The sequence below is a fragment of the Aeribacillus sp. FSL K6-2848 genome, assembly GCF_038004325.1.
GTDB classification, from domain to species: Bacteria; Bacillota; Bacilli; order Bacillales; family Aeribacillaceae; genus Aeribacillus; species Aeribacillus composti.
On sequence record NZ_JBBOQQ010000001.1, the window covers coordinates 2,802,292 to 2,814,652 of the forward strand.

Consider the following 12,361-nt stretch of genomic DNA (forward strand, 5'->3'; position numbering starts at 1 on the left):
ATAAGAGTATAAAATCTGTTCTTTTTGAACAGTTTATACTCCTCACCTTCAAAAGTGATCCTTCTCCCATCCAGACTATACTGTCGGCTCTGGATTTTCACCAGATCCACCGCAAAGGCGTTCCGCCAATGCGGGTCACGGGCTAAAAAAGCTTAAAAGCTTTTATCACCGCCGGTCGGGAATTTCACCCTGCCCCGAAGGATGCATCATTCATTTTATGTTATTTTCAATGGGAAAAACGGCTGCTTCCTCTTGCTTCCCACCTTCCATTTTGAAGCATTCACGAGTTTTTGAAAAAGAAACAAAGCTGAAGAAAACAGCCAATTATTCTACTATTATCTCCCTTCAATCGGTCTTCTGTCAAGAAAGCAATCTTTGAACAATATGAAAAAGTGCCTTTTTAATATTATTTCTCTCCTACACTTGACCGCACCTACAAGAATTATATTATCAACTAAAGCTGAGCGGTATTCAGCTAGTCAGCAATGAACATCCAATAGACGAGTCCCCACATAATGCTCAATACAACAAGAACAATAAATAACATCCAGTTTTTCATTCTCATTTTGTACATCCCTTTCTATTTGAAAGAGGAATTTAATTTTCATACACTTCTACTTTTTTCATTACATCTCCGTTTTTCATGCTCAACACAGTTTCCATGCCTGAAGTTACTTGGCCAAAAACAGTATGAACTCCATCCAAGTGAGGCTGAGGTTCATGAACGATAAAAAATTGACAAGAGCCTGTATCCCTGCCTGCGTGAGCCATAGAAATGGCGCCGGTTACATGTTTATGCGGATTGCCATCTGTTTCGCATTTGATCGTATATCCTGCATTACCAGTGCCGTTGCCATTCGGACATCCGCCTTGGCTTACAAACCCTGGAATAACGCGATGAAAAGTCAAACCGTCATAAAAGCCTGAATTCGCAAGTTTTTCAAAGTTCTTCACTGTATTTGGAGCTTCATTCGGAAAAAGCTCAAATTCAATTTTTTCTCCGTTTTCCATTAAAATGTAGCCTTTTTTGCTCATAAAACAGCTCCCTTTCATGAAAAAATTTTCTCTTTATTTTATCATAGAGTAAAACATAAAATACAGATGAAACGTTTTAGTATATATATACGTCTTAAATGGTTGAAAGTTTTTGCACTCTATATCATATATTCGAAGTCATGTTCGCTTAGGAGGTTAAGTGATGAAAAAAATCGTTTTATCCATATTACTTGCTATTGGGTTGGCAACACCTACTACTAGTTTTGCTGATTCTGTTGTTGGAGATGTTATTGTCACGTTAGGCAGCGATTTAACGGAGCAGCAAAAGCAGGATCTCTTAAAGGAAATGAACGTACCAGATAACGTGCAAACGGTCACCGTGACAAACGAAGAGGAGCACAAATATTTAGGGGATTATATTCCGAAAGCGCAAATCGGTTCAAAAGCGATTTCTTCTTCCAAAATACAAATTGAGAAAAAGGGATCTGGTTTAGAAGTCCAAACAAACAACATAAACTGGGTCACGGATGAAATGTACTTAAATGCGCTCATGACAGCTGGTGTCAAAGATGCAAATGTTTATGTCACCGCGCCTTTTGAAGTTTCCGGAACAGCCGCTTTAACAGGGTTGATAAAAGCTTATGAAGTTTCGACTGATAAAGCGATCCCTGAAGACGTGAAACAGGTCGCCAACCAAGAGCTGGTGGAAACAGCAAAGCTTGGAGATAAGATTGGTGACGAAAATGCTTCGGCATTAATTGCAAAAGTAAAAGAACAGATGTCCGAAAACGGCGTTCCGAAAAATGACCAAGAGTTAAGAGAAATGATTGAACAAGCAGCAAAAGATTTGCAAATAAATCTTTCCGAAGATGATATAAACAATTTAATCCTCTTATTTAACAATATGATTAACGTCAATATCAATTGGGATGAAGTCGGAAACCAGCTTGACAAAGCAAAAGACAAAATTTCTAAATTTCTCGAATCCGAAGAAGGACAAAGCTTTTTGCAAAAATTGAAAGAATTCTTTTCTTCGATCATTGATGCCATCGCATCGTTTTTCCAATAATGAAAACGGCGTCTTCAACTAATGTTGAGACGCCGCTTTTCGTTTACGGTTGACCGACTTCCGCTTTTAAAGGCAAATCGAGACTGACTAAATCCTCGTATGTTTCCCTTTTGACGACAAGTCTCGCTTCGCCGTTTTCAACAAATACAACAGCAGGCCGAGCAATCCGGTTATAATTATTTGCCATAGAATATCCGTAAGCTCCCGTGCAAAAAACAGCTAATATATCGCCTGCTTTTACGGTAGGAAGGGATAAATCCCAAATGAGCATGTCCCCGCTTTCGCAGCATTTTCCAGCAATCGATACAGTCTCAGAACATTCGTCATTCATCCGGTTGGCAAGAGCCCCCTCGTATTTTGCCTGGTACAAAGCAGGCCGGATGTTGTCGCTCATGCCTCCGTCCACCGCAACATATTTGCGAATGTTAGGGACGACCTTTTGAGATCCTATCGAGTACAAGGTTGTTCCTGCATCCCCGACGAGAGAGCGTCCTGGCTCAATCCATATTTCAGGGAGAGGAATTTGAAGCTTCTCAGAGTGTCCTTTCACAACTTCCACCATTTTTTCAACATATACATTCATTGGCAGAGGATCATCCTCTTTCGTATATCGAATTCCGAATCCTCCCCCTAAGTTTACAACTTTCGGAACAAACCGAAACTTCTCTTTCCAAATAGAAATTTTCCCAAAAATCTTTCCTGCTGCTAAAACAAATCCTTCAGTGCCAAAAATTTGCGAACCGATATGGCAATGGATTCCTAATAGCTGTAAATGCGATTGATTTTTTACAAGCTCAATCGCTTTTTCGATTTGACCATTATGAAGGTCGAATCCAAATTTCGAATCTTCCTGCCCGGTTGTAATGTAATCATGTGTATGTGCCTCGACGCCCGGTGTAACGCGAAGCAATACCGCAACTTTTTTATTCATTTGCCGGCAAAGAGAAGATAAAACATCAATTTCATAAAAATTATCAATCACAATGCAACCGATATTTGCCTCCAGAGCCATTGCAAGCTCGTCGATGCTTTTATTGTTTCCATGAAAATGAATTTTTTCCGGAGGAAATCCTGCTTTTAATGCCGTATACAGTTCACCGCCTGAAACGACATCAAGAGAAAGCCCTTCCTCATTTGCAAGCTGCACCATTGCAATGGAAGAAAAGGCTTTGCTTGCATAAGCAACTTGATATGGAACTCCTAATGATTCAAATGTATTTTTAAAAGAACGGGCTCGTTCGCGAATGAGTGCGACATCGTATACATATAACGGTGTCCCATACTGTTTGGCAAGTTCAACTGTATCGACACCGCCGATTTCTAAATGCCCTAACTGGTTGATTTTACTTGTTCCCTGTAAATACAAAGACTAGCCCCCGCTTTCGTGAACGTAAAAGTTAAAAATACATTACCATAAAACATTTTCTCTTTCAAATTTTTTTAAGGCTGCTTTTTTACGTTCTGCGGATGAACAATGCTTGGCCTTACTTTTATATGAGGCACCGACGACCTGACGATGATCTGCCAAAAGGCTTGAGGATTAAAAGGGATAAACGGCCATAAATAAGGCGTATTTAACGATCGAATGCTGGCAAGGAAAAGGATGAACAGTGTGCAGCCGATCACTAATCCGGGCACTTTAAAGATCACTACTAATAGCAGCAATACAAAACGAACGATTTTATTGGCTACGCTCAATTCATAGCTCGGGGTTGCAAAAGTACCGACCGCCGCAATGGAAACGTACAAAATAACTTCCGGCGAAAACAAACCGACATCGATGGCAATTTGTCCTATGAGAACTGCTGCAATTAAACCCATCGCCACTGAAAGAGCTGTCGGTGTATGAATGGCTGCCATTCTTAAAAGCTCAATCCCTATGTCAGCAAGAAAAATTTGAACAACAATCGGAATATTTTTTTCTTTGTTTGGTCCGATGTAAGATATAGCCTCCGGCAGTAAAGACGGCTGCACTACATACAGCATCCAAAGAGGAAGCAAATAAATAGAAGCTAGCATGCCAAAAAAGCGCACCCATCTGACAAACGTTCCGGCCGCTGGCGCCTGACGGTATTCTTCGGCGTGCTGAACATGGTGAAAAAAAGTAGTTGGCGTAATAATGACACTCGGGGACGTGTCAACAAGAATAATGACATGTCCTTCCAGCAAATGAACTGCAGCGACATCCGCTCTTTCCGTATAGCGGACAAGCGGAAACGGATTAAAGCCTTGCTTTACTAAAAATTCTTCAATTGTTTTATCTGCCATTGGAAGCCCGTCAATCTTTATCGTTTTTAACTCCTTTTTGATCACTTCAATTAATCCTGGATCCGCCACATCTTCCAAATACGCGATCGCAATGTCGGTTTTTGATCGCTCGCCGATTTTCATGATTTCATATCTCAGACGTTCGTCCCTTATTCTTCTCCGAATCAGTCCTGTGTTGACAACGATATTTTCCACAAAACCGTCACGTGCGCCGCGAATCACTTTTTCCGTATCCGGCTCTTCCGGCTGTCTTCCAGGATAGTTGCGGACATCGACAACAAAAGCAAAATCGCTGTCTTCGACAAAAAAAACGACTAAGCCTGACAACACTTGATCGACTGCTTCATCAAGCGTTTGAACCAATGTTACTTGCTGATGAACGAGACGGTTTTTGACAATTTCCTTTAAACGATTGGCTTCCGTTTCATGATCATTGATTTTCAAAAGCTCCTTGATCAGTTCGATGACATAAAGTGAATCGCAAAGTCCTGTCACATAATATAAATGCACTTGTTTTCCGAGAAGCATAAATTTGCGCACGCCTAAATCAAAGCTTGTTCCTAAGCCAATATGATCTCGAAAAAATTTTTCGGTATCTTGCAGCTTGGGAGAGATTTGACTTTTTTCTTGATCGGTTAATTTCGTCATGCTATCGAATCCTTTCTCTTCATCATTCATGTTCAGCTCACCTTTTCCCGCCTTTCTATCTCTGTCTTTCAAAAACTACTCCGTGAGCTATGGCCGGGATCGATTCGTTCAGCTTGATCATCGTTTTACTTAACAGAGCCCCGGTTGCCACCATCAATACTCGTTTTAAATTTCCTTTTTTCATTTCTTGGAATATGTGGCCGTAAGTTACAACTGCTGAACAAGCACATCCGCTCCCGCCGGCAAATGCTCTTTGTGCTGGATGAAAAATTAACAGCCCGCAATCTGAATGGTTGCCTCGGATGTCGTACCCATCCTCAAGCAATAATTCCTTCAGCTTCGGACTGCCGACTCCCGAAAGATCGCCGGTAAGAATTAAATCGTAGTCAGAAGGAGTCCGATTTAAATCACGAAAGTGCTGCTTAATTGTATCTGCAGCTGCCGGCGCCATTGCGGACCCCATATCATAAGGGTTTTTCCTGCCAACATCGATCACCTTGCCGATCGTTGCAGCCGTTATGGCAATCTCACTTTCGTCTTTGCTGATTAATACAGCACCTGCCCCTGTTACGGTTGTCGTCGCTGTTTCTGGTTTTTGTCCGCCGAAATTCGTTGGATGCCGAAACTGCTTTTCAGCTGCGCCATAATGGCTGCTTGTGGCAGCGATAATTTTGTTCGCGAACCCCCCATCGATCAGCGCGCATGCCGCAGCGACTGTTTCCATTGAAGTCGAACAGGCCCCGTACATACATAACAGCGGAATATTGAGCATTCTAGCTGTATAGTTCGATGTAGCATTTTGGTTCAATAAATCCCCCGCCAAAAACAAATCAATATCCTCTTCCTTTAATTCAGCTTTTTTTAAACAGCGGCTGATCGCCTGCTCCATTAAATTCCGCTCGGCCAATTCCCAAGACGGCGCACCGCAGTACATATCATCAAAATGAGCATCAAATGTTTCCTTAAGCGGTCCTTTCGCTTCCTTCGGCCCAACGACAGTTGCCGTTTTATTGACAAACAATTTATGTTGAAACACCCATGTTTGCTTTCCCGTTAACCGCATCATGCTATGTTTCCTCCGATCATATGACAAATTGCCTTTACAGACCAGCAAAATAAAGCCAATGAAACAAAGAGCCGCAAATTTTTCCTAAAACGATCGCCATCATCAACATAACGATTTTGTCATCAATGCCGATCCTTTTCGCTAATATCGGAAATACATTCAGCACTTCTGTTAATGCTGCTGCAAGCATTCCGACAAATATTCCGTAAAGGAGACCGATCGGGATAAACCAATAATGCGAAGCATGCAAATAGACGGGAGAGAGGCTGAACCAACCGCCGGACACGGCGCCAAGAATAACAGCCCATTCATACAAACGAATCCATTTTATTGTCTTCGTCAGCTGCATGAGTCTTGGAATGATTCCGAGAACAGATAAAAACGCAACAAATCCACACCCGACAGCCAAGCCCCCTGCAAACCCCGTAAACAAAAGCATGAACCATTTAATCATCATCATTTTTCACGCTTTCTTTGTTTTCGTTTATGGCGATGTATTGGTCGAGATCCATTTGATAATTAAAAATCTCGACTTCCAACGGACTCGGCTCTTCATTAAATTTCTTTTTAAAAACGTGATTAAAAAACAGAACCATTCCCAGCCCCAAACCGATGGAGTAGGGGATTTGCAAAATTAACGGCTTATCGATCTTATTGCCAGTGAAAAACTGATACAAATTGCGATGCATCCGCTGCATGCTGACATCTTCATGAAAGTTCATAATCGTTAAAGCCGATCCGACAAATAATAACAGCCATACAAGAAAAAAAAGGACGGGAGCAAATTTTTTTCGATGATTTTGAATTTCAACAATTGTTTGCGTCGGCCCAACAGGTTGGACATCAAGGGAAGGATCAATGGATTGGATTTTTTCTATGACGTTGATGACATCAATGACAACATATGTTTTATCTTTTGATTGAATTTGATGAATGATTTGATCCCCCATTTTGCTGATTAACGCTTCGTCTGCAATTATTTTCGCGATTTTGTTAAGCGTGATCCTTTCGTTCGGTTTTGCCTGAATACGATGCTTTAGACGCACATAAACCGTTTTATTCACGCCCTGTCACATCCTACTTTTTTCTAATAGTATGAAACGTTCGCCACTCCCTCATGCAAAATGATCAAGACCATTTATTTCCACAAAAAAAGACCAAAGAGCTATCCGCTCATTCGGTCTTTCATTTGCTTTAATATTTTCTTTTCCAGTCTGGACACCTGAACTTGTGAGATTCCTAACCGTTTTGCGACTTCCGACTGTGTTTGATCTTTATAATACCGCAAATAAACGATCAGCCGCTCCCGCTCGCCTAAATCGTTCATAGCATCTTTTAATGCTATTTGATCAAACCATTTTTGCTCATTTTGATCTGCAATTTGATCCAGCAATGTAATCGGATCGCCATCATTTTCATAAACCGTTTCATGGATGGAGGAAGGTGCACGTACAGCTTCTTGTGCAAGAACGATATCTTCAGGTGAAATATCTAAGTAGTCAGCGATCTCCCCTACTGTTGGCACCTTGCCAAGTGTTTTGGACAGTTCCTCTCTAGCCCGTCTAATTTTATTTCCGAGCTCTTTTAATGAACGGCTCACTTTTACTGTTCCGTCATCCCGGATGAATCGTTGAATTTCTCCTATAATCATCGGAACAGCATAAGTGGAAAATTTAACATCATACGACAAATCAAACTTATCGACCGATTTCACTAAGCCAATGCAGCCGATTTGAAATAGATCATCCGCCTCATAGCCTCGGTTTAAAAATCGCTGCACAACTGACCAAACGAGCCGCATGTTTTTTTGGATAAGCAAATCGCGGGCTGCCTGATCGCCTTGCTGGCTTCTTTTAATCAAATCCCTGACTTCCTGATCCTTCAATTGTCCATTCGAATGTTCGTTCTTGACCTCCACATCCATAAGCTAATCTCCTTAATTACATAAAGCTTTGCTTTTTGTAAGATGTTTTGTTAATCGAATGATTGTGCCTTTATTTTTTTCCGATTCTATTTTCACTTCATCCATAAAATTTTCCATGATGGTAAATCCCATTCCTGAACGCTCCAGCTCAGGCTTTGTTGTAAAAAGCGGCTGTCTAGCTTCTTCAATGTTGTCAATTCCTACCCCTTCATCTCGAATCGTCAAATGAACGATATGGTCCTCTAGCGTGCAGGAAATATACACAATACCGTCAGGATTATTTTCATAACCGTGAATGATCGCATTTGTCACAGCTTCGGAAACTACTGTTTTGATTTCGGTTAGTTCATCGATCGTCGGATCCAGCTGTGCGATAAAGGAAGCTACAGCTACTCTTGCAAATGATTCATTTTGACTTACAGCGGAAAATTGAAGCTTCATTTCGTTTTTCATGACGCCACCCCCAACGTTTGCAAAGCCGCTTTCTCTGTCTCGGCCAGATGAATAATTTTAAATAAACCTGACATGTCAAAAAGACGCTTTACACTCGGGGAGATGGCGCAAACAATCATTTCACCGCCGAGATGTTTTATTTGCTTATAACGCCCGAGAATCACTCCAAGTCCGGAGCTATCCATAAAAGTTAATTGTTTTAAATTTAATAAAATATGTTGAATAGAGTTATTTTCGATGGCATCATTGACTTTTTGCCGAAGTTCCTCTGCTGTATGGTGGTCGAGCTCCCCTGACAGACGTATCAATAACACGTTTTCTTTTACTTCAAGGTCAACCGCTAGACTCAAGATCATATTCCTCCTTCAACTATGATATTGAATCTTTCGAGCTGACCTTTCATATTTCCTGCCTGAAGACAAAACTAGTGGAATTTCGCCAAAAATATCATTTTTCGGCCTTCGTCCATTCGCCTAGAACCCTTTTGAACAGCTTCCACCAGCTCGCAACGCGAACATCTTGTTTAGCCACAAGCTTGCTTTCAGCAAAAACCTTTCCATTCTTTTTCAGCACGAGGGTTCCAAGCTCATCCCCTTTTTTCACTGGCGCTACCAGGTGGTTTTTAAACATAATTTCTTGTTTAATATCATCAATGCTTTCGCCCTTTTTGGTTATAATGGAAACAGGCTCCGAAGTGATCAGCTGTACATCTTTATCGCTTCCTTTGCTCAGTTTTGCTTTTGTCACCACTTCGTTTCGTTTAAACAGAGGATGGGTTTCATACTGGGAAAAGGCATAGTCTAACAGCTTCGTGATTTGAGCATTTCGATCTTTTGGCGTTTTAGCTCCAAATACAACAGCAATCACCCGCATATTCCCTTTTTTGGCTGTTGCCGTTAAACAGTATTTCGCTTCGTTTGTATAACCTGTTTTTACTCCGTCAACTCCGTCGTAAAATTTCACAAGCCGATTTGTATTGACCAACCAAAATTTTTTGTCTGTTCCTTCTCGCAAATAATCCTCATATGTTCCCGTAAATTTCGTAATTTCTTCATATTTTAATAGCTCTTTGGCAATAACCGCCATGTCCTTTGCCGACGAATAATGTCCTTTTGCAGGTAATCCGGTCGAATTTTTAAAATGCGTATTTTTCAGACCGAGCTCTTTCGCTTTTTGATTCATCATGGATACAAACTGTTCTTCTGATCCTGCAATTCTCTCCGCCATCGCGACAGACGCATCATTGCCGGAAGCAATCGCAATTCCTTTTAATAAATCTTCCACTGTCATTTCTTCCCCAGGCTCCAAAAAGATTTGCGATCCCCCCATGGATGCTGCATATTCGCTCGCTCTTACTTTTTCATCCATTTGAATCTTTCCTTTATCAAGAGCTTCCATAATAAGAAGAAGCGTCATGATTTTCGTCATACTGGCGGGCGGCAGCGGTGTATCTGAATTTTCTTCATATAATACTTGACCTGTATCCCGCTCAATCAATATAGCCGATTTCACTCCATCTACTAGTTTGACATTTTTTTCTTCTGCCCACGCAGCCGTTGAAACCCCAAAAAAAAGAACAAATGTTGCCATGACAGACAGTAGTAATTGTTTCATCTCCACATCCTCCATTCCTCATATGTAACTGCAATCTAATCTAATGAAATGTAAAAGACTCTAAAAATGAAATGAGAATGAATTTTTACTGGTAAAATTATCTGTATAAAACCCATTTTTTCCAATTATTAAAAAGTTATACAAAAAAAGAATCGGGATTACCCGATTCTTTTTTTCTTTCCTAATTTGTTATTGTTTCATAAATAAGGACAGGCTTTTTTGTTTTGTTTTTCGAAATTTTAATGCTGTAGTATAAAGTTTGTTTCACCTTTTCAATATCTTGTTGATTGCTGTAAATTGTAACGAATGTTTCTCCCTTTTTTACGTAATCGCCTATTTTTTTATGGAGGATGAGGCCGACTGCCAAATCAATTGCAGCATCTTTCGTCGCTCTTCCGGCACCAAGCCACATGGCGGCAGTCCCGACTGCATCAGCTGCAATTTCGTTTACATAGCCTTCTTCTTTCGCCTTTAATTCGAATGTATACGAAGAATGCGGCAATTTTGATGGATCGTCCACAATTGAGGCATCTCCCCCTTGGGCAGAGACAAATGTTTTAAAAGTCTCTAAAGCTTTTCCGGAAGCAATGGATTGCTCGAGCAGTTTACGCGCTTTTTCTAAACTGTCTGCTTTTTCCGCCATATACACCATATAGCTGCCAAGCGTTAAACATAGTTCAGTTAAATCTTCAGGACCTTCACCTTTTAATGTATCAATCGCTTCTTGGACTTCAAGAGCGTTTCCGATGGCAAACCCTAACGGCTGACTCATATCGGAGATCACGGCAATCGTTTTTTTGCCGACGTTTTCCCCTATTTTCACCATCGCTTTTGCCAGTTTTTTTGATTCTTCTATATTTTTCATAAAAGCGCCCGATCCGGTTTTAACATCTAAAACAATGGCATCCGCTCCGGCAGCGATTTTTTTGCTCATGATGGAGCTGGCAATAAGAGGAATACTGTTAACCGTCGCTGTCACATCTCTTAATGCGTACAGTTTTTTATCAGCGGGAGTTAAATTCCCCGTTTGTCCAACGACTGCAATTTTATTTTGATTGACTAAACGGACAAACTGTCGATTGTCTATTTCAACATGAAACCCCGGGATCGATTCTAGTTTATCAATCGTTCCGCCGGTATGGCCAAGACCTCTTCCGCTCATCTTGGCAACAGGAACACCAGCTGAAGCCACAAGCGGCGCAAGCACCAACGTAGTTTTATCGCCAACTCCTCCGGTCGAATGCTTATCCACTTTTATTCCTTTAATTTCACTAAGATCGATCTTTTCTCCAGAATCAACCATCGCCATTGTGAGCTCCGCCATTTCCTCTTCCGTCATCCCTCTAAAAAAAACGGCCATGGCGAAAGCGCTCATTTGATAGTCCGGAATCTCCCCGGCCGTATATCCTTCAATGATATAACGGATTTCTTTTTTTGTGAGCGCTTTCCCATCCCGCTTCTTCTCTATTAAATCGACCATTCGCATGCAAATCACCTTTTTCTACATTTTGGCTACGATGGATTTTACTAGCGCTATAAAATCAGCCCGAACCATTTCCGCCGTTTTCATGACTTCTTCATGCGTCAAAGGCTGTTTTAAAATACCAGCCGCCATGTTCGTAATACATGAAATGCCAAGCACTTTCATTTTGACTTGATTCGCCACAATTACTTCTGGAACTGTTGACATGCCAACTGCGTCTCCCCCGATCGCTCTTAACATCCGTATTTCAGCCGGCGTTTCATAGGACGGTCCAGTATTGGCAACATAAACCCCCTCTTTTATTTCGATGCCAAGCTCTTTCGCTGCTTCTTTTGCCAGCTGGATTAGTCTGCTATCGTACGCTTCCGACATATCGGGAAAACGGTCGCCAAGCTCAGGGCTATGTTCGCCAATTAAAGGGTTTTGTCCCATGTTGTTAATATGATCGGTAATCAGCATTAAATCACCTGGCTGATATGACTGATTGATCCCTCCGGCTGCATTTGTCACAATTAAGGAATGAATACCCAGCGCCTTCATGACTCGCACAGGAAATGTCACTTGCTTTACACTATACCCTTCGTAAAAATGGAATCTGCCTTGCATGATCGCTACTGTTTTGCCATTTAGCTCCCCAATTACGAATTGGCCTTTATGCCCTTCAACAGTGGAAACCGGAAAATAAGGAATGTCGCTGTATGGAATGGTTACAGCATCCTCCACTTCTTCAGCGAGAACTCCTAAACCTGATCCTAGAACGAGACCGATCTCTGGAGTTTGTTTGCATTTATCTTTTAAAAATTGAGAGGCCTTTTCAACTTCTTCCACAATTGACATTGA

The 12,361-nt window shown here is 41.3% G+C and carries 13 protein-coding genes and 1 riboswitch; of the genes, 1 reads left to right on the forward strand and 12 read right to left on the reverse strand.

Going from position 1 to position 12,361, the window contains the following annotated elements:
• Positions 1–54 precede the first annotated feature (54 nt).
• A riboswitch (FMN riboswitch) is annotated at positions 55–206 on the reverse strand.
• Positions 207–597: 391 nt separating this feature from the next.
• On the reverse strand, positions 598–1,035 hold the full coding sequence (locus NSS70_RS13510) for a peptidylprolyl isomerase (RefSeq protein WP_063388640.1): 438 nt from the start codon (positions 1,033–1,035) through the stop codon (positions 598–600).
• A 163-nt stretch (positions 1,036–1,198) separates the two neighbouring features.
• On the opposite strand from NSS70_RS13510, the gene NSS70_RS13515 reads away from it, so the two are divergent.
• Positions 1,199–2,065: a DUF1002 domain-containing protein gene (locus NSS70_RS13515; protein ID WP_340881787.1), complete on the forward strand. Its 867-nt coding sequence runs from the start codon at positions 1,199–1,201 to the stop codon at positions 2,063–2,065.
• 43 nt (positions 2,066–2,108) lie between these two features.
• Here NSS70_RS13515 and lysA read toward each other — a convergent pair whose 3' ends face one another.
• The 11 genes from lysA to NSS70_RS13570 form a co-directional block, all read right to left on the reverse strand.
• Positions 2,109–3,431, reverse strand: coding sequence for a diaminopimelate decarboxylase (gene lysA / locus NSS70_RS13520; RefSeq protein ID WP_340881789.1), 1,323 nt, complete (start codon positions 3,429–3,431; stop codon positions 2,109–2,111).
• A gap of 74 nt (positions 3,432–3,505) precedes the next feature.
• A complete protein-coding gene (locus NSS70_RS13525; RefSeq protein WP_327855896.1) occupies positions 3,506–4,981 on the reverse strand; it encodes a spore germination protein in 1,476 nt (491 codons plus the stop codon).
• 55 nt (positions 4,982–5,036) lie between these two features.
• Complete coding sequence (gene spoVAD, locus NSS70_RS13530) at positions 5,037–6,044, reverse strand: stage V sporulation protein AD (RefSeq protein WP_063388662.1); 1,008 nt, start codon at positions 6,042–6,044, stop codon at positions 5,037–5,039.
• Positions 6,045–6,081: 37 nt separating this feature from the next.
• On the reverse strand, positions 6,082–6,504 hold the full coding sequence (locus NSS70_RS13535; RefSeq protein WP_063388663.1) for a stage V sporulation protein AB: 423 nt from the start codon (positions 6,502–6,504) through the stop codon (positions 6,082–6,084).
• Entirely contained in the window at positions 6,494–7,111 is a 618-nt protein-coding gene (locus NSS70_RS13540) for a stage V sporulation protein AA (protein ID WP_063388643.1), read from the reverse strand. Before NSS70_RS13540 ends, NSS70_RS13535 begins: the two co-directional genes overlap by 11 nt.
• A gap of 101 nt (positions 7,112–7,212) precedes the next feature.
• Positions 7,213–7,971: an RNA polymerase sporulation sigma factor SigF gene (sigF, locus tag NSS70_RS13545; RefSeq protein WP_063388329.1), complete on the reverse strand. Its 759-nt coding sequence runs from the start codon at positions 7,969–7,971 to the stop codon at positions 7,213–7,215.
• Positions 7,972–7,983: 12 nt separating this feature from the next.
• The gene (gene spoIIAB / locus NSS70_RS13550) at positions 7,984–8,424 is read right to left on the reverse strand and encodes an anti-sigma F factor (protein ID WP_063388330.1); all 441 of its coding nucleotides are present in this window, start codon (positions 8,422–8,424) and stop codon (positions 7,984–7,986) included.
• Entirely contained in the window at positions 8,421–8,774 is a 354-nt protein-coding gene (gene spoIIAA, locus NSS70_RS13555; protein WP_327862960.1) for an anti-sigma F factor antagonist, read from the reverse strand. Before spoIIAA ends, spoIIAB begins: the two co-directional genes overlap by 4 nt.
• 97 nt (positions 8,775–8,871) lie before the next feature.
• Positions 8,872–10,038 carry a D-alanyl-D-alanine carboxypeptidase family protein gene (locus NSS70_RS13560; RefSeq protein ID WP_063388332.1) on the reverse strand — a complete coding sequence of 389 codons (1,167 nt, stop codon included), beginning with the start codon at positions 10,036–10,038 and terminating at the stop codon, positions 8,872–8,874.
• A 181-nt stretch (positions 10,039–10,219) separates the two neighbouring features.
• Positions 10,220–11,524, reverse strand: coding sequence for a pyrimidine-nucleoside phosphorylase (locus NSS70_RS13565; RefSeq protein ID WP_339196766.1), 1,305 nt, complete (start codon positions 11,522–11,524; stop codon positions 10,220–10,222).
• A gap of 15 nt (positions 11,525–11,539) precedes the next feature.
• Positions 11,540–12,358, reverse strand: coding sequence for a purine-nucleoside phosphorylase (locus tag NSS70_RS13570; RefSeq protein WP_094246165.1), 819 nt, complete (start codon positions 12,356–12,358; stop codon positions 11,540–11,542).
• Positions 12,359–12,361: the final 3 nt, after the last annotated feature.

Excerpts from the sequence above, each read along its gene's own strand:
- NSS70_RS13570 (WP_094246165.1), bottom strand. The coding sequence starts at position 12,358 with ATGTCAATTGTGGAAGAAGTTGAAAAGGCCTCTCAATTTTTAAAAGAT.
- NSS70_RS13560 (WP_063388332.1), bottom strand. The coding sequence starts at position 10,038 with ATGAAACAATTACTACTGTCTGTCATGGCAACATTTGTTCTTTTTTTT.
- spoVAD (WP_063388662.1), bottom strand. The coding sequence starts at position 6,044 with ATGCGGTTAACGGGAAAGCAAACATGGGTGTTTCAACATAAATTGTTT.
- NSS70_RS13515 (WP_340881787.1), top strand. The coding sequence starts at position 1,199 with ATGAAAAAAATCGTTTTATCCATATTACTTGCTATTGGGTTGGCAACA.
- NSS70_RS13535 (WP_063388663.1), bottom strand. The coding sequence starts at position 6,504 with ATGATGATTAAATGGTTCATGCTTTTGTTTACGGGGTTTGCAGGGGGC.
- NSS70_RS13565 (WP_339196766.1), bottom strand. The coding sequence starts at position 11,524 with ATGCGAATGGTCGATTTAATAGAGAAGAAGCGGGATGGGAAAGCGCTC.
- NSS70_RS13510 (WP_063388640.1), bottom strand. The coding sequence starts at position 1,035 with ATGAGCAAAAAAGGCTACATTTTAATGGAAAACGGAGAAAAAATTGAA.
- sigF (WP_063388329.1), bottom strand. The coding sequence starts at position 7,971 with ATGGATGTGGAGGTCAAGAACGAACATTCGAATGGACAATTGAAGGAT.
- spoIIAB (WP_063388330.1), bottom strand. The coding sequence starts at position 8,424 with ATGAAAAACGAAATGAAGCTTCAATTTTCCGCTGTAAGTCAAAATGAA.
- NSS70_RS13525 (WP_327855896.1), bottom strand. The coding sequence starts at position 4,981 with ATGACGAAATTAACCGATCAAGAAAAAAGTCAAATCTCTCCCAAGCTG.